This is a genomic window from Actinoplanes sp. NPDC051851 (assembly GCF_040681165.1).
In the GTDB taxonomy this organism is placed as follows: Bacteria; Actinomycetota; Actinomycetes; order Mycobacteriales; family Micromonosporaceae; genus Actinoplanes.
In genome coordinates, this window is record NZ_JBFAYF010000080.1 from 1 (window position 1) to 17435 (window position 17435).

Genomic DNA, 17435 nt, shown 5'->3' on the forward strand with positions numbered 1-17435 from the left:
CAGCGCCGATGGTACTGCACTCGGGAGGGTGTGGGAGAGTAGGACGCCGCCGGACTTAACTTCAGGAAAGGCCCACCCTTCGGGGTGGGCCTTTTCTTTTTGCCTGGTCGAGGATGCCCGGTATGCTGGCGGACAGGCCGTGACTGGCGCGTTCGGATGGTTGACCATCGGGGAGCGGCCTCGTCGAGATGACGAACTGCCGTGCGCCTGGGCCTCTTCGCTTCGTGACAGGGAGGTCCCGTGCCTGAATTGAACGCCGAATCCACCGCTTTCCGCTCCGCCCTCGAGGTGGTCCGGTCCGTCGAGCCCCGCATCGCCGACGCGATCGCGAAGGAGCTCACCGACCAGCGTGAGTCGCTGAAGCTGATCGCCAGCGAGAACTACGCGTCGCCGGCCGTGCTCCTCGCGATGGGTAACTGGCTCTCCGACAAGTACGCCGAGGGCACCATCGGTCGCCGCTTCTACGCCGGCTGCCAGAACGTGGACACCGTCGAGTCGATCGCCGTCGAGCACGCCAAGGCACTGTTCGGTGCGCCGTACGCGTACGTTCAGCCGCACTCCGGTATCGACGCGAACCTGGTGGCGTACTGGGCCATCCTCGCGGACCGGGTCGAGGTGCCGTACCTGAAGAAGTTCGAGAAGCGGCAGATCAACGACCTCACCGACGCCGAGTGGGCGGAGCTGCGGCAGGCCTTCGGCAACCAGCGTCTGCTGGGCATGTCGCTGGACGCCGGTGGCCACCTGACCCACGGCTTCCGTCCCAACATCTCCGGCAAGATGTTCGACCAGCGCTCCTACGGCGTCGACGCGGCGACCGGCCAGATCGACTACAAGGCGCTGCTGGAGACCGCGAAGGAGTTCAAGCCGGCGGTCATCGTCGGTGGCTACTCGGCGTACCCGCGGAAGGTGAACTTCGCCAAGATGCGCGAGATCGCCGACGAGGTGGGCGCCACCTTCATGGTCGACATGGCGCACTTCGCCGGCCTGGTCGCGGGCGGTGTGTTCACCGGCGACTACAACCCCATCCCGCACGCGCACATCGTCACCACCACCACCCACAAGAGCCTTCGCGGCCCGCGTGGTGGCGCCGTCTTCTGCCAGCCGGAGCTCTCCTCGCAGGTCGACCGCGGCTGCCCGATGGTCCTCGGTGGCCCGCTGCCGCACGTGATGGCCGCCAAGGCGATCGCGTTCGCGGAGGCCCGTCGCCCCGAGTTCGCGTCGTACGCCCAGCAGATCGTCACCAACAGCCAGGCGCTCGCCGAGGGCCTGCTCAAGCGGGGCGTCGAGCTGGTCTCCGGCGGCACCGACAACCACCTGGTGCTGCTCAACGTGCACCCGTTCGGCCTCACCGGCCGTCAGGCCGAGCAGGCCCTGCTGGACAGCGGCATCGTCACCAACCGCAACGCGATCCCGAACGACCCGAACGGTGCCTGGTACACCTCCGGCATCCGCATCGGCACCCCGGCCCTCACCTCGCGTGGCCTCGGCGCCGCCGAGATGGACCAGATCGCCGACCTGATCCACACCGTGCTCACCGGCACCACCGCGGCCGCCGACTCCAAGGCCAAGTTCACCCTCGACCCGGCCCTCGCCGACCGCATCTCCAAGCAGGCCTCGGAGCTCCTGGCCCCGTTCCCGCTCTACCCCACGGTCAGCCTCGCCTGATCCCAGCGTTGACGAAGCCCGCCGGAGCACCAGCTCCGGCGGGCTTCGTCGTTTCAGCCGCCCGGAGCCGACCGGTCCCCTCCTACCTGGTCAGCTTCCCGTGACTCGTTGACATCGATAGATGTATGGGCGTCTACTCCAAGACATGCGCAGGCTACTCACAGTCGCGTGCTGTCTGATTCTGCCGCTTGCCGGCGCCGCGTGCAGTCGCGGTACCGGCGAGCCGGTGGTCGGCCTGATCACCAAGACCGACACCAACCCGTTCTTCGTGACCATGAAGAAGGGCGCCGAGCGGGCCGCTCGCGCTCAGGGACTCGACCTGCAGACCTTCGCCGGAAAGCAGGACGGCGACAACGAGGCTCAGGTCCAGGCGATCGAGAACCTCATCTCGTACGGCGCCAAGGGCTTCCTGCTCACGCCGAACGACTCGAAGGCGATCGTGCCCTCGCTCGACCGGGCGCACCGGGCGAAGATGCTGGTCATCGCGCTGGACACCCCGGTCGATCCGCCGAACGCCGCGGACGTCACCTTCGCCACCGACAACTACCAGGCCGGGAAGCTGATCGGGCAGTGGGCGCTGGCCCGCTTCACCGAGACCGGCACGACGGCCCGGATCGCGATGCTCGACCTCAACCCCAACCAGGTCTCCGTCGACGTCAAACGCGATCAGGGCTTCCTCGACGGGTTCGGCATCGCGGTGGGTGACCCGAACCGGATCGGCGACGAGAGCGACCCGCGGATCGCTGGGCACGACGTCACCGACGGCAACGAGGAGGGCGGCCGGACGGCGATGGAGAACCTGCTGCAGAAGGACCCGGGGATCAACCTGGTCTACACGATCAACGAGCCGGCCGCCGCGGGGGCGTACCAGGCGCTCAAGGCCGCGGGTAAGGAGCAGGGCGTCACCATCGTCTCGATCGACGGCGGCTGCCCGGGCGTGGACAACGTGGCGAACGGGGTGATCGGGGCGACCTCGATGCAGTTCCCGATCAGGATGGCGCAGCTCGGCGTCGAGGCGATCGCCCGGTACGCCGAGGACGGGACGGTACCGCAGAACACCGCCGGCAAGGACTTCGTCGACACCGGCGTACAGCTGATCACCGATGACCCGCAGGCCGGCGTGGAGGCGAAGGACTCCGCGTGGGGCCGGCAGAACTGCTGGGGGTGAGGAGATGCGTCAGCGGCTGCAGCACGCACTGCACGCCAACCCGGTGCTCGGCCCGTTGGCCGTGCTCCTCCTGGCGATCGTGGCGTTCTCGATCGTCAACGTCCGGTTCTTCTCGGCCGCGAACCTCTCCCTGGTGCTGCTCCAGGTCACCGTGATCGCGACGATCGCGCTCGGCCAGACGCTGATCATTCTGACCGCAGGCATCGACCTCTCGGCCGGGGCGATCGCGGTCTTCTCGTCGATCCTGATGGCGAACTTCTGCTTCTCCCTGGGCTGGCCGGGGTGGTCGGCACTGCTGCTCGGGCTGGTCTGCGGCACCGCGATGGGCGCGCTCAACGGGCTGCTGGTCACCCGGATCAAGCTGCCGCCGTTCATCGTCACGCTCGGCACGCTGACCGTCTTCTTCTCGCTCAACGCGGTGGTCAGCCAGAGCCAGACCGTACGCGGCGCCGACATGCCGCACCTGATGACGTGGACCGGTGACGCGCTGTCGCTCGGCGGTTTCCAGGTCAGCTACGGCTCGATCATCATGCTGATCCTCTTCGCCTTCTTCTGGTACGCCCTGACGCGTACCGCCTGGGGCCGGCACGTCTACGCCACCGGCGACGACACCGAGGCCGCCCGGCTCGCGGGCATCCGGACGAACCGGGTGCTCTTCTCGGTCTACACGGTGGCCGGCCTGCTCTACGCGCTCGGCGGCTGGATCCTGATCGGCCGCCTCGCCTCGGCCAGCCCCAACGTCGGCACCGAATACAACCTCGACTCGATCACCGCGGTCGTCCTCGGCGGCACCAGCCTCTTCGGCGGCCGGGGCGGGGTCTCCGGCACGCTGATCGGCGCGCTCATCGTCGGCGTCTTCCGCAACGGCCTGCAACTGGCCGGCGTCGAGGTGGTCTGGCAGGGCTTCGCGATCGGCCTGCTGGTACTGGTCGCGGTCTCGCTCGACCAGTGGATCAGGAAGGTGCGCTCATGACCGTCCCGGTGCTCCAGGCACGCGGCCTGACCAAGCGCTACGGCCGTGTCGTCGCCCTCGACGGCAGTGACCTCGAGCTGCTTCCCAACGAGATCCTCGCGGTGATCGGCGACAACGGCGCCGGCAAGTCCAGCCTGATCAAGGCCCTCTCCGGCGCCCTGATCCCGGACACCGGCGAGATCCTGCTCGACGGCTCCCCGGTGCACTTCCGGACACCGATGGACGCCCGTACCGCCGGTATCGAGACCGTCTACCAGACTCTCGCGGTCGCGCCCGGCCTGGACATCGCCGACAACCTCTTCCTCGGCCGGGAGGAGCGCCGCCCCGGAGTCCTGGGATCGGTCTTCCGGATGCTGGACCGGAAGCACATGCGCGCCGAGGCGGCCCGCCACATGACCGAGCTCGGCGTCGCCACCCTGCAGAACATCGGCCAGGCCGTCGAGTCGCTCTCCGGCGGCCAGCGCCAGGCCGTCGCGGTGGCCCGCTCCGCCGCCTTCGGCAGCAAGGTGGTCATTCTCGACGAGCCGACCGCGGCTTTGGGCGTACGCGAGGGCAACCGCGTCCTCCAGCTGATCCGCGACATCCGCGACCGCGGCCTCCCGGTGATCCTGATCAGCCACAACATGCCCCACGTCTTCGAGGTCGCCGACCGCATCCACATCCAGCGCCTGGGCCGCCGCGCCGCCGTCATCACCCCGGACTCCCACTCCATGTCCGAGGCGGTCGCCATCATGACCGGTGCCGCCCCGCCACCCACACAGCCCTGACCCCGGCTCACTCCGTCGGCTGGTGCTCACGGGTGCCCCGGGCCCGCCCAGGCACCCGTGAGCACCAGCCAGGAGGGTGACCGGCGCTGCTGGCTGGTGCTCACGGGTGTGTCGGGGTGCGTGAGGCACCCGTGAGGGCCAGCCGGGAGGGGAGCCGCCGGGGAATTCCTCAGGGTGTGTCGTGAAGCGTCGATCAGGGGCGCATGCGGTTCCGTCGGGCACGTCGGGGAGCGGGTGCGCGGAACGGGACGCGCCTGTTCGCGACCTATGCTGCGGCCAGCCTGGTGCCGGTGGTGGTGCTGGGGGCCGTGATGTGGCAGGGATACCGGGACGACGCTGCCGAGCAGGGGCGGGCCGAGGGGCTGGCGCAGGCGGCGGTGATCGCCGAGATGGCGGTCGCGCCGGCGTTGAGCGAGGCCGCACTGAGTGACGGGCTGACCACCGGTCAGCGGTCGGGCATGCAGAAGGCCACCGAGCTCGCGGTCTACCACGGGTCGGTACGCCGGCTCCGGGTTCGCAGCTTCACCGGTGCCGTGGTCTTCTCGGACGACGGGACGACCAGCGGCGGCGTGGCGGCGGCGAACGCGGACTTCCAGGCGGCGGCGAACGGGGAGTCCCGGGCCACCGTGCTCAAGGACGCGAACGGCGGCGTGATCCGGGTGCTCCAGCCGCTGGTGGCGAACGCGTCGGGGGAGGCGATCGGCGTACTCGAGCTCTATCTGCCGTACTCCGCCATCGCGGCGCGGCTCGACGCTCAGCTGACCCGGACCGCCTGGCGGCTCGCGGGTGGTCTGGCCGCGCTGTACCTCGTGCTCGCGCTGCTGGCCTGGTGGACCGGGCGGTCGCTGAGCCGGTACGCGGCCCGCCAGGAGTACCACGCCACCCACGACATGCTGACCGGCCTGCCGAACCGGGCGGCGTACCGCAGTCAGGCCGAGGCGGTGATCCGGGTCGCCGAGCGCGACGGTGGGCACGGCGCGGTGGTGCTGCTGGACCTGAACCGGTTCAAGGAGGTCAACGACAGCTTCGGGCACCACGCCGGCGACGAGCTGCTGACGGTGGTCTCGGCGCGGATGGCGTCGGCGCTGAACGAGGGCGACATGCTGGCCCGGCTCGGCGGCGACGAGTTCGCGATGCTGCTGCCGGGACGGAACGCCGCGCAGGCCGTGGCGCTGCTGGAGCGTGTCCGGGACCGGGTCTCCGAGGAGCTGGTGCTGGAGGGCGTGCCGCTGAGCATCGAGGCGAGCTTCGGCATCGCGCTCTACCCCGAGCACGGCAACCGCGTGCAGGAGCTGAAGCAGCGCGCGGACATGGCGATGTACCAGGGGAAACGTGGTGCCGCCGACATCGTCGTCTACGCCGGTGGGGCGAACACCCAGCCGCACCAGTGGCTGCCGGTGCAGGCCGAGCTGCGGCACGCGCTGGACCGGGACGAGCTGGTGCTGCACTACCAGCCGAAGGTTGGTCTGCCCGGCGGCGAGGTGTGCGGCGTGGAGGCGCTGGTCCGCTGGCAGCACCCGCAGCGCGGGCTGCTGCCGCCGGGCGAGTTCCTGCCGGCCGCCGAGCACTCCGGGCTGATCGTGCCGCTCACCGAGTGGGTGCTGCGCCAGGCGCTGCTGGACCAGGCGGCGTGGCGCGCGGAGGGCCAGGACTGGGCGCTGTCGGTCAACGTGTCGGCGCGCAACCTGGAGGCGCCCGGGTTCGCCGAGCACGTCACCGCGCTGCTCGCCGAGATGGGCACCGAGCCGCGCCGGCTGATCCTGGAGGTCACCGAGACGGCGCTGGCCGGGGACGCGGAGACGGCCGTACGGGCGGTGAAGGAGCTCGGTTTCGCCGGGGTGGGCATCTCGATCGACGACTTCGGCACCGGGTACACCAGCCTGTCGCACCTGCGCGGGCTGCCGATCACCGAAATCAAGATCGACCGGGCGTTCGTCGGCGACGTGGACCGCGATCCGCAGAGCCAGGCGATCGTCCGGTCGGTGATCGAGCTCGCGCACGGTCTGGGCAGCCGGGTCACCGCCGAGGGCGTGGAGACCCCGGAGATCGACCGGTGGCTGGCCGAGGCCGGCTGTGACGAGGGCCAGGGTTACTGGTACGGCCGCCCGGTGCCCTGGCGGCAGATACCGATCGTGGAGAGGACCGCTTCGTGACGAGGCTCCGGCGTACGCTCGCCTCCGCCGTGCTGGTCCTGCTCGCCGCCGGCGGCTGCACCCGGGCGGAGGCGGCCGACGACGGGCTGGACGTGACCGCCTCGGTGAGCGTGGACCAGTCGCTGCGCGCCCTGCTGCCGCAGTACGCCCGGGACCGCGGTTTCGTCCGGATGGTGACCGACGCGAGCTACGCGCCGATGGAGTACTTCGCGGCCGACGGGCGGACCATCATCGGCTTCGAGCCGGATCTCGCGGCGGCGCTCGGCTCGGTGCTCGGCATCCGGATCGAGCTGGTGCAGGGCGACTTCGCCGGCTCGCTGGACGCGGTGGCGGCCGGGTCGTACGACGGGGTCTTCTCGTCGATGACCGACACCCGGGAGCGCGAGGCGAAGGCGGACTTCGTCGACTACTTCAGCACCGGTACGTCGATCGTGGTGCAGCGCGGCAACCCGTTGAAGATCACGGATCTGGACGGGCTCTGCGGCAAGAAGGTCGGCACCGAGATCGGGACGTACCAGGAGGGCATGTTGCGCCGGCACCAGAGCGGGTGCGGCGCGAAGCCGATGACCATCGTGGCGCTCAAGACCAACGCGGACGCGCTGCTGCGGTTGCGTACCGGGCGGGTGGCGGCGGTGCCGATCGACTACCCGGCGGCGTCGCACGTGGCGCTGGACCCGGAGACGAACGCCTTCTACGAGCTGGCCTCGGCCGAGCAGTACGAGCCGGGCCTGTTCGGGATCGCGGTGGCCAAGGGCGGCGACGGGTTGCGGGACGCGCTGCGCGGAGCCCTGGAACGCCTGATCACCACCGGTGCGTACGCGGATCTGCTGAAGCGCTGGTGCCTGGAGCCGGGCGCTGTCACGAAGGCGACGGTCAACGCCGGGGATTGACGCTTGTGCTGACTATACGGTCGTGCAGTAGGCTACACATGTGAGTAGCGACAGCGACCTGACCGCCCGCGCCCGGATCCGTGACGCCGCGATCAAGCTCTTCGCCGAACGGGGGATCGGCGGCGCCAGCATCCGGGAGATCGCTCAGGAGGCCGGCGTCTCGTCCGGTCTCCTCCGGCACCATTTCGGGTCGAAGGAGGGTCTGCGCGACGCCTGCGACGAGTGGGCGCTCGGCCGGATCGCCGAGATCCAGATCAAGTTCGCCGAGACGCAGCTCGTCGGCCCGTTCCCGCCCGACGTGCTCGGCCTGCAGGGCTACCTGATCCGTTCGCTGATGGACGGATCGCCCACCGGCCGGAAGGTCTTCGCGGCCTCGATCGAGCGCACCGGCCCGCACTGGCTGGAGAAGTCGGGCATCAAGTCCGAGGACCCGCGAACGTTCCTCGCGGTCATCGCGGCCATGAAGATGGGCCTCTTCCTGATGCGCGATCAGCTCTCCGAGATCCTCGGCGAGGACCTCAGCACCGAGGCGGGATACGTGCGGATGGCCCGGGCGTCGATCGAGATCTTCAGCCAGCCGCTGCTCACCCCCGAACAGGCCGACCAGGCGATGAAGGCTCTGGATCGGTTCGGCAATCCATCATGAGGAGCTGCCACCATGACCGAGGCAATCGACGCTGAAGGACTCGTCAAACGGTTCGGTAAGGTCACCGCCCTGGACGGGCTGGACCTGCGGGTCGCGACCGGGGAGGTGCACGGCTTCCTCGGGCCCAACGGCGCGGGCAAGACCACCACCATCCGGATCCTGCTCGGGCTGATGCGCCACGACGGCGGGCGCGCTCGCCTGCTCGGGGGTGACCCGTGGTCCGACGCGACGGCGCTGCACCGGCGCCTGGCGTACGTGCCGGGTGACGTCACGTTCTGGCCCAGCCTCACCGGCGGCGAGGTGATCGACCTGCTCGGGCGGCTCCGCGGCGGGCTGGACCGGAAACGCCGCGACGACCTGATCGAGCGGTTCGGGCTGGACCCGCGGAAGAAGGGCCGGGCGTACTCGAAGGGGAACCGGCAGAAGGTGGCGCTGATCGCGGCGCTCGCCTCGGACGTCGAGCTGCTGGTGCTGGACGAGCCGACCTCCGGGCTGGACCCGTTGATGGAAGAGGTCTTCCGCGAGGTGATCCTGCAGGAGAAGCGGCGCGGCGACCGGACCGTGCTGCTCTCCAGCCACATCCTCGCCGAGGTCGAGGCGCTCTGCGACCGGCTGACCATCATCCGCGAGGGGCGCTCGGTGGAGACCGGGACCCTGGACGACCTGCGGCACCTGACCCGGACCACGATCCGGGCCGAGCTGACCGGGCAGGTGTCAGGGCTGAGGAGCCTCACCGGGGTGTACGACCTGACCACCACGGCCGACGGCCGGGTCGCCTTCGACGTGGACGCCGCGGGACTGGAACCGGCGCTGAAGACGCTGGTCACGGCGGGGGTACGCAGCCTGGTCAGCCAGCCGCCCTCGTTGGAGGAGCTCTTCCTGCGGCACTACGCCCGCGACGGTCAGGCCCGCGACGGTCAGGCCCGCGACGGTCAGGCCCGCGACGGTCAGGCCCGCGACGGTCAGGCCCGCGACGGTCGGGTGCACGATGGCTCGGGGAGCGCCCGATGACCGGGACGGGAAAGCTGATCCGGCTGATCCTGCGGCGGGATCGGGTGATCATGCCGCTCTGGGTGCTGCTCTTCGGGCTGCTGCCGATGATCTACCTCGCCGGCTTCGACACGCTCTTCGCCTCCGATTCCGAGCGGATCGCGTACGCCGAGATCAGCGCGTCGAGCGGCGGCTTCGTCGCGCTCTACGGCCCGCTGCACGGCACCAGCGTCGGTGAGCTGACCGTCTGGCGCGGTGGCTTCGTCCCGGTGATGATCGGGCTGGTCGCGCTGCTCACCGTGATCCGGCACACCCGGGCCGACGAGGAGGCCGGGCGGACCGAGCTGATCCGCGCCACCGTGGTCGGCCGGCGCGCCCCGCTGGCCGCCGCGCTGCTCGCCACGGCCGGCGCCGGAGCGGTGATCGCCCTGCTGGTGGCCGGGTCGCTGATCGGCTCGGGGCAGCCGGCCGAGGGCTCGGTCGCGCTCGGCGCCGTCTTCGCGCTCAGCACGTGGATCTTCGCCGGGGTGGGCGCGATCACCGCGCAGCTCACCGAGGGCGGCCGGGGCGCCCGGCTGCTCGGCGTCCTGGTGCTCGGCGTGGCGTATGTTCTGCGGCTGGGCGGGGACGTCTCGGAGGTGGGTGACGGGCGGGTCGGCTGGCTCTCCTGGCTCTCCCCGATCGGCTGGGCGCACCGGGTCTTCCCGTACGGCGCGAACGACTGGTGGCCGGCGGCCCTGACGCTGATCGTCACGGTGGTGACCGTGGTGGTGGCGGGCTACCTGCAGAGCCGCCGTGACCTGGCCGCCGGGCTGATCGCGTCCCGGCTCGGGCCGGCCACCGCGCCGGCCCGGTTGCGCTCGCCGTTCGCCCTGGCCTGGCGCCTGCACCGGGGGCTGCTGCTCGGTTGGACCGGTGGGTTCGCCGCGCTCGGAGTGATCTTCGGCGGGGTCGGCACCAGTGTGACGGAGATGGCCGAGAAGAGCGGGAGCATCGGCGACATGGTCGAGCGGCTCGGCGGGACGGGCGACGTCGCCGACGGGTACTTCGCCAGCATCGCCGGGATGTGCGGGCTGATCGCGGCCTGCTACGCGATCCAGGCGGCGCTGCGGCTGCGGGACGAGGAGCAGACCGGGCACGCCGAGCTGGTGCTGACCACCGCGGTCAGCCGGTACGCCTGGTCGGGCGGTCACCTCTTCTTCGCGCTGTTCGGTCCGGCCGTGGCCCTGTTCGCCGCCGGGGTGACGGCCGGGCTGGCCTACGGGGACCCGGGGCCGGTGCTCGGCGCGATGCTGGTCCAGCTCCCGGCGGTCTGGGTGCTGGCCGGGCTCGCGACGCTGACGACCGGCGTCCTGCCCCGGTACGCGGCGGCCGCGTGGGGCGCTATGGCGGTGTGCTACCTGATCCTGCTGGTCGGGGCGACCCTGCAGTGGAGTCAGTGGGTGCTGGATCTCTCCCCGTTCACCCACGTCCCCCACCTGCCGGGGGTGGCGTTCCGGGTCGTACCCGAAATGGTGTTGATCCTGATCGCGGCGGCGCTGGCCGGTGTGGGCCTGATGACCTTGCGCCGCCGCGACCTTCCGGTCTAGCTAGCCCTTGGGCCGCTTGGGCAGGACGAGTTCCTCGTGGTCGAGCTCGCGGTTGAGCATCCGGAGGTTCTCGTCGTCCAGGCGGCCCGCGTCACGCCAGCGCAGCAGTTCCTCGCGCTCGGCGTCGATCACCGCCTGGCGGACCATCAGGGCCGCCTCGTACTGCGGTGACTTCGGCACCTCGTGGGAGTCGACCTGTTCCAGCAGGTCGAGGCGGTGACGGTAGCGGTCCATCCGGATCCGGAGCTGCTTGCGCATGGTCTCGATCGCGTCGTCCTCGACGTGGTCGTGATGTTCGCTCTGGATGTCGTCGAGCCGGTCCAGCGCGGCCCGGACCGCTGCCGAGCGGGCCTCGTTGCGCCGCCGGGCCTCGTCGGTGTGGTTGGCCTTCAGGCCCAGCCAGCGCACCAGCGGCGCGAAGGTCAGGCCCTGCGGGATCAGCGTCACCAGCACCACCGCGAACGCGCAGAAGAGCAGCAGCTCCCGGTTCGGGAAATCGGCCGGCAGCGTGTAGACCGCGGCGAGCGTGATCACGCCACGGGTGCCGGCCCAGCTGAGCGCGGTGACCTCCTTGCCGGAGAGCGGCTCCTGCCGGGGCTTGCCGCCGGTGCCCTCCGCGTTTTCGTCGTCGTCCTCCTGGCCGCCCAGCCGCATGTGCAGCGAGCGGGGGAGGAGCTGGGTGAGTACCAGCCAGAGCGGGCGGAAGAGCAGGACCACGCCGAGCGTGATGACGAGCGCGATGACGATCGTCCCGGTGTCGTACTGGGAGAGGTCGTCCTTGACGGTCAGCATCTGCTGGCCGATCAGCAGGAAGACCAGGCCCTCCAGCAGGAAGTCGATCAGCCGCCAGACCGCGCTGGTCTGCAGGCGGCTCGCGCCGGTCGCGTACCGCGGGGTGTCGTGGCCGACGATCAGCCCGGCCACCACCACGGCGAGCACGCCGGAGACGTGGAAGTGCTCACCGATCAGGTACGCCGCGAAGGGCGTCGCCAGCGACACGGCGTTCGCGTTCAGCGGGTCGGCGCGGAGCGCCCGCAGGAAGCGGACCAGGTACGCGACGGCACCGCCGACGATCACACCACCGACGGCGGCCAGCAGGAACTCGCCGATCGCCTCGCCGTACGAGAAGTGGCCGCTGTCCACGGCCTCCTTCGCGACGATCAGGATGGTCAGCGCGGTCGCGTCGTTGAGCAGGCCCTCGCCCTGGATCAGGGTGATCAGTTTGTTGGGCAGGCCCGCCTTGCGGCCGACGGCGAGCGCGGCGACCGGATCGGGTGGCGCGACCGCGGCGCCCAGGGCCACCCCGACCGCCAGCGTCGCCCCGGAGACCCAGAGCGAGAAGCCGAAGCCGATCAGCAGCGCCGTGGCGAGCACGAGCAGCACCGAGAGGCTGATCACCGTGCGCATGTTGCGCCGGATGTCGAGCAGGGATGAGTCCAGCGCCGCGTTGTAGAGCAGCGGCGGCAGGATGAAGGTCAGGACCAGTTCCGGGTCCAGGTGGATGTTCTGGCCGGGTAGATATGCGTAGAGAATTCCGACGACAGTCAGCAAGACGGCTGCGGGCAGGCCGGTCTTCTCGGTGACCCAGCGCACGGCCACGATGATCGCGACCGCGCCCAGGGCGAAAAGAAGGGTCTCCTCGAGGCTCATCCACCCATTCTTCGCTACTCCCGATCACGTCGTTGTGGCAGGTCGGTGACGTGATCGGGAGTAGTGGCGAGAATTACTTCCGCTTGATGGCGCCAAGTCGGGTTTGTGCCGACTTGAGGGCTGCCCGGTGGGCCGTGATGACCGGCAGGGCGGCCTGCGCGGCACGCTTCACCTGGACGGCGTCGCCCTCCTTCAGCTCGGTCTGGACGACCTTGACGGCCTGCTCGTGCAGGGTCGCCTGGCTGCTGATGAAGAGCGCGTCGAACTTGGCCGCGGGGACCGACTTGTACTCGGTGACGAGCTGGGTGACCGTGGCGCTCGGCAGCGTGCCGAGCGGCACGCCGATCGACGCCGCGACGGGCCTGAGGCCGGCCTCGAGCTTGGCACTGTCCGCCGCGAACTTGGCGCCCAGGGCCCGGACGTCCCGGTCGGTGCCCCGCGTCGCCGCGATCTTGCCCAGGGCCATCTGGGCGAGGTTGGACTGGTGCGCGGTGATCACGAAGGTGGTGTCCGGGTCCATCCGCCGGACAGCGTCGGAGCTGGCGGGAGCCGCCGCGGCGATGCCGGCGGGTGCGGCGAGCGCCGCGACGGTCCCGATGACTACTGCAGTCTTCTGTCGCAGATGCATGAGTTGACCCTAAATCAGCCTAAAGCGGACATATGGGACCAACTCGCGCTTGTACCTCAGTAGCGGTAGTGCTCCGGCTTGAACGGGCCCTCGACGTCGACGCCGAGGTACTCCGCCTGCTTCTTGGTGAGCGTGGTGAGGCGGACGCCCAGCGCGTCGAGGTGCAGACGCGCGACCTTCTCGTCCAGGTGCTTGGGGAGGACGAAGACCTGCTTCTCGTACTCGCCCGGCTTGGTCCAGAGCTCGATCTGGGCCATCACCTGGTTGGTGAAGGAGGCGGACATGACGAAGCTGGGGTGGCCGGTGGCGTTGCCCAGATTCATCAGGCGGCCCTCGGAGAGGACGATCACCGAGTGGCCGTCCGGGAAGCGCCACTCGTGCACCTGCGGCTTGATCTCGATCTTCTCGATGCCCGCGACCTTGTTCAGCCCGGCCATGTCGATCTCGTCGTCGAAGTGCCCGACGTTGCCGACGATCGCGTTGTGCTTCATCGCGCCCAGGTCCGCGGCGGTGATGATGTCGGTGCCGCCGGTGGTGGTGATGAAGATGTCGGCCGAGCCGACCACGTCCTCCAGGCGTACGACCTGGAGACCGTCCATCGCCGCCTGCAGCGCGCAGATCGGGTCGACCTCGGTCACCACGACGCGGGCGCCCTGGCCGCGCAGCGTCTCCGCCGCGCCCTTGCCGACGTCGCCGTAGCCGCAGACCACGGCGGTCTTGCCGCCGAGCATCACGTCGGTGGCCCGGTTCAGGCCGTCGACCAGCGAGTGGCGGATGCCGTACTTGTTGTCGAACTTGCTCTTGGTGACCGCGTCGTTGACGTTGATCGCCGGGAAGAGCAGCGTGCCCTCCTTGGCCAGCTTGTAGAGCCGGGCCACGCCGGTGGTGGTCTCCTCGGTCACGCCGCGGATCTCCGCCGCGATCTTGGTGAACCGGCCCTTGTCCTGCGCCAGGCTGGCCCGCAGGGTGTCCAGGATGATCGAGTACTCGTGGCTGTCGGCCTCGGTGGCCTGCGGCACCGCGCCGGCCGCCTCGAACTCGACACCCTTGTGCACCAGCAGGGTGGCGTCACCGCCGTCGTCCAGGATCATGTTCGGGCCCTGGCCGTCGCTGAACTCGAAGAGCCGCATGGTGGCCCACCAGTACTCGTCCAGCGACTCGCCCTTCCAGGCGAAGACCGGGACGCCGGCCGGGGCGTCGACGGTGCCGGTACGGCCGACGACGACCGCGGCGGCCGCCTCGTCCTGGGTGGAGAAGATGTTGCAGGAGACCCAGCGCACCTCGGCGCCGAGGTCGACCAGCGTCTCGATCAGCACGGCGGTCTGCACGGTCATGTGCAGCGAGCCGGCGATCCGGGCGCCGGTCAGCGGCTTGGAGTCGCCGAACTCGGCGCGCAGCGACATCAGGCCCGGCATCTCGTGCTCGGCCAGGCGGAGCTGGTGGCGGCCGGCCTCGGCCAGGGTGATGTCGGCGATCGCGAAATCGAGACCGTTGACCGTACGAAGTTTGTCGCTCATGAAAAGAGGGCTCCTCCCTCGTCAGGAGGCGCCCTTGAGTCAACTACGCCAGCGCCGAGCGTGGCGGACGTCGGTGTCCGTTGCAGCGCCTCTCGGCTAGGCGCGCCTACTTTATCCCGGCCCCAGCCTTGATCACACCTGGTCCCGAAATCTGAGGTTTCGATGGTCAACTCGGGCGATTCCGGGCCGATGTTGAGGGCATGACGAAGAATCGTGGCCTCGGGCAGTGGTGCCGGGATCGGAAGGTTTCCACCAAGGTGCTCACGGTCGCCGGGGTTGCGATCGTCGGTACCGCGGTCACCGGAGTGCTCGCGGTGGTCGGCATCTCCGACATGCGGGCCACCCGGAACGAGGAGCTGAACAAGGCCGTCCCGTACAGCGCCGACCTCAACGCGGCCGCGCTCGCCGCGAAGGCCGCCGCCAACGACGAGCGAGGCTACCTGCTGACCGGTGACACCGATTACCGCGACGAGGCGCTCGCCCGCAAGGACACCATCGACGAGCAGCTGGCCGCGGCCCGGGAACTGGGCGACAGCACCGCCCAGGCCAACGTCGACGCGATCCAGACCGCCACCGACGCCTGGTTCACCGCGCTGGACACGGAGTTCACCCTCTTCACCACCAAGCCGAAGGCGGCGATCACCCTCGCGCTGGGCGACAACCGGACGCTGCGCAAGACGTACGAGGATTTGATGGACACCGAGATCACCCGGGCCAACGAGGCGATCGTGACCGGGGAGAGCTTCGACTCGACCGCGGACCGGACGCTGACCGAGATCGTCGTGGTGCTCGTCCTGGCCCTGATCGCCGGCATCGCCACCGCGATCTTCGTGGCGCGGCTGATCATCCAGCCGCTCCGCCGGGTCAGCGGTGTGCTGGACAAGGTGGCCGAGGGCGATCTCTCCGGCGACCCGCAGATCCACCAGAGCGACGAGCTGGGGCACATGGCCGACTCGCTGCGCCGGGCCACCGCCACGCTGCGGCAGACCGTCACCGACCTCACCGAGCACTCCCACGAGCTCTCCCGCGAGGCCGGCACGCTCGCCTCGACCAGCAAGCAGAGCTCGGCCAGCGCGGACCGCGGCGCCCAGCAGGCCGCCTCGGTCGCCGAGTCGGCCGCGACCATGTCCTTCAACATCCAGACGGTCGCCGCCGGCGCCGAGGAGATGGGCGCCTCGATCCGGGAGATCAGCGAGAGCGCCACCCAGGCCGCCCAGGTGGCCTCCCGCGCGGTCAACGTCACCGCGACGACCAGCTCGGTGATGGCCAAGCTGGGCGACTCGTCGGCCGAGATCGGCAACGTGATCAAGACGATCACCGCGATCGCCGAGCAGACCAACCTGCTCGCCCTGAACGCGACCATCGAGGCGGCCCGCGCCGGTGACCAGGGCAAGGGCTTCGCGGTGGTGGCGAGCGAGGTGAAGGACCTGGCCCAGGAGACCGCGCGGGCCACCGACGACATCGGTGCCCGGGTCGCCGCGATCCAGTCGGACACCGCCGGCGCGGTCGCCGCGATCCAGGAGATCAGCGAGATCATCGGCCGGATCAACGAGTTCCAGACCACCATCGCCTCGGCGGTCGAGGAGCAGACCGTCACCACCAACGAGATGAGCCGCAACGTCAGCGAGGCGGCCCAGGCCGGTTCGCAGGTGGCCGGCTCGATCGACGACGTGGCCGCGTCGGTGCAGCTCACCACGACCGGCGTGGCCGAGGCCGACCGGGCCGCCTCGCACCTCGCGACCATGTCCGGCGACCTGCGCCGGATCGTCGAGCGCTTCCGCCTCTGACGGACGTTCTTTCGGGCAAACGTTTTTCGGGAACGCCGACCGGACTTGGTAGCCTGGTCGGCGCCCTGGGAGGACGTCGGAAGTTGTGGGATCTACGTTGAGCCAAACCCTGCTGGTCACGGGCGGCGCCGGTTTCGTCGGCAGTGCCCTGATCGAGTCTCTGCTGACCGAGTTCCCGGACGCCGCGATCGTCTCGCTGGACAACTACTTCACCGGAACGCTGGAGAACCACGTCAACGACCCGCGGGTCACGTACGTGGAGGGCTCGACCGTGGAGATCGCCAAGATCTGGGCGGACCGCGGGCTGCCGTCCCCCTCGATCGTCTTCCACCTCGGTGAGTACAGCCGGATCGTGCAGTCGTTCGAGGACCACGATCTGACCTGGGACTACAACCTGCTGGGCACCAAGGAGGTGGTGAAGTTCTCGGCCGCCGCGGGCGCCAAGCTGATCTACGCCGGCTCCAGCTCGAAGTTCGGCAACGACGGCGAGGACGAGAACCTCAACCCGTACGCGTGGACCAAGGCCAAGAACATCGAGTACATCAAGAACTACTCGAACTGGTTCGGCCTGGACTACGCGATCACCTACTTCTACAACGTGTACGGCCCCGGGCAGATCACCAACGGCAAGTACGCCACCGTGATCGGCATCTTCCAGCGGCAGTACCTCAAGGGTGAGCCGCTGACCGTGGTCTCGCCGGGCACCCAGACCCGGGACTTCACCCACATCGACGACATCGTCCGGGGCATCGTCCTGGTGGCCCGGGGCGGCGCCGGCGACGGCTACCTGCTCGGCACCGGGCGGGAGTGGCCGCTGGCCGAGGTCGCCGGTCTCTTCGGCACCGAGCACGTGCTGGTCCCGGCGCTTCCGGGGGAGCGGGTGCGCGGACAGGCCGACCTGACCAAGGCGGCCGGTCTCGGGTGGACGCCGGAGAACCGGCTGGATCGTTACATCGCCGATTTCGTGGCGGCGAATCCGCGCTGAGGCCGTACCGGAAGGGCCGGAAGTTGA

14 protein-coding genes and 2 riboswitches are annotated in these 17435 nt (G+C 69.9%); of the genes, 11 read left to right on the forward strand and 3 right to left on the reverse strand.

Annotated elements, in window-relative coordinates:
* Positions 1 to 129 precede the first annotated feature (129 nt).
* A riboswitch (ZMP/ZTP riboswitch) is annotated at positions 130 to 220 on the forward strand.
* Positions 221 to 240: 20 nt separating this feature from the next.
* From AB0M08_RS42020 to AB0M08_RS42060, 9 genes are all read left to right on the forward strand, one after another.
* Entirely contained in the window at positions 241 to 1665 is a 1425-nt protein-coding gene (locus AB0M08_RS42020; protein ID WP_364506156.1) for a glycine hydroxymethyltransferase, read from the forward strand.
* 145 nt (positions 1666 to 1810) lie between these two features.
* A complete protein-coding gene (locus AB0M08_RS42025; protein WP_364506159.1) occupies positions 1811 to 2833 on the forward strand; it encodes a sugar ABC transporter substrate-binding protein in 1023 nt (340 codons plus the stop codon).
* Positions 2834 to 2837: 4 nt separating this feature from the next.
* Positions 2838 to 3806: an ABC transporter permease gene (locus AB0M08_RS42030; protein WP_364506161.1), complete on the forward strand. Its 969-nt coding sequence runs from the start codon at positions 2838 to 2840 to the stop codon at positions 3804 to 3806.
* Positions 3803 to 4573, forward strand: coding sequence for an ATP-binding cassette domain-containing protein (locus AB0M08_RS42035; protein ID WP_364506164.1), 771 nt, complete (start codon positions 3803 to 3805; stop codon positions 4571 to 4573). The genes AB0M08_RS42030 and AB0M08_RS42035 overlap by 4 nt, the downstream gene beginning before the upstream one ends.
* 290 nt (positions 4574 to 4863) lie before the next feature.
* A complete protein-coding gene (locus AB0M08_RS42040; protein WP_364506167.1) occupies positions 4864 to 6726 on the forward strand; it encodes an EAL domain-containing protein in 1863 nt (620 codons plus the stop codon).
* Positions 6723 to 7616: an ABC transporter substrate-binding protein gene (locus tag AB0M08_RS42045; protein ID WP_364506170.1), complete on the forward strand. Its 894-nt coding sequence runs from the start codon at positions 6723 to 6725 to the stop codon at positions 7614 to 7616. Before AB0M08_RS42040 ends, AB0M08_RS42045 begins: the two co-directional genes overlap by 4 nt.
* A 40-nt stretch (positions 7617 to 7656) precedes the next feature.
* Positions 7657 to 8262 carry a helix-turn-helix domain-containing protein gene (locus AB0M08_RS42050; protein ID WP_364506173.1) on the forward strand — a complete coding sequence of 202 codons (606 nt, stop codon included), beginning with the start codon at positions 7657 to 7659 and terminating at the stop codon, positions 8260 to 8262.
* 12 nt (positions 8263 to 8274) lie between these two features.
* A complete protein-coding gene (locus tag AB0M08_RS42055) occupies positions 8275 to 9273 on the forward strand; it encodes an ABC transporter ATP-binding protein (protein ID WP_364506176.1) in 999 nt (332 codons plus the stop codon).
* Complete coding sequence (locus AB0M08_RS42060) at positions 9270 to 10841, forward strand: ABC transporter permease (RefSeq protein ID WP_364506179.1); 1572 nt, start codon at positions 9270 to 9272, stop codon at positions 10839 to 10841. The genes AB0M08_RS42055 and AB0M08_RS42060 overlap by 4 nt, the downstream gene beginning before the upstream one ends.
* On the opposite strand, the gene AB0M08_RS42065 is transcribed toward AB0M08_RS42060, so the two are convergent.
* The 3 genes from AB0M08_RS42065 to ahcY form a co-directional block, all read right to left on the reverse strand.
* Entirely contained in the window at positions 10842 to 12491 is a 1650-nt protein-coding gene (locus AB0M08_RS42065; protein WP_364506182.1) for a Na+/H+ antiporter, read from the reverse strand.
* Between the two features lie 73 nt (positions 12492 to 12564).
* The gene (locus tag AB0M08_RS42070; protein WP_364506184.1) at positions 12565 to 13119 is read right to left on the reverse strand and encodes a DUF4142 domain-containing protein; all 555 of its coding nucleotides are present in this window, start codon (positions 13117 to 13119) and stop codon (positions 12565 to 12567) included.
* Positions 13120 to 13175: 56 nt separating this feature from the next.
* A complete protein-coding gene (gene ahcY, locus AB0M08_RS42075) occupies positions 13176 to 14636 on the reverse strand; it encodes an adenosylhomocysteinase (protein ID WP_364506187.1) in 1461 nt (486 codons plus the stop codon).
* A 19-nt stretch (positions 14637 to 14655) separates the two neighbouring features.
* Positions 14656 to 14736, reverse strand: a riboswitch (S-adenosyl-L-homocysteine riboswitch).
* Positions 14737 to 14836: 100 nt separating this feature from the next.
* Between ahcY and AB0M08_RS42080 the strand changes: the two genes are divergently transcribed.
* Both AB0M08_RS42080 and AB0M08_RS42085 read left to right on the forward strand, forming a co-directional pair.
* Positions 14837 to 16423 (forward strand): methyl-accepting chemotaxis protein, encoded by a 1587-nt coding sequence (locus tag AB0M08_RS42080; RefSeq protein WP_364506190.1) that lies wholly within the window; start codon positions 14837 to 14839, stop codon positions 16421 to 16423.
* 97 nt (positions 16424 to 16520) lie between these two features.
* Positions 16521 to 17408 carry an NAD-dependent epimerase/dehydratase family protein gene (locus AB0M08_RS42085; RefSeq protein WP_364506193.1) on the forward strand — a complete coding sequence of 296 codons (888 nt, stop codon included), beginning with the start codon at positions 16521 to 16523 and terminating at the stop codon, positions 17406 to 17408.
* The last annotated feature ends 27 nt before the right edge of the window (positions 17409 to 17435 follow it).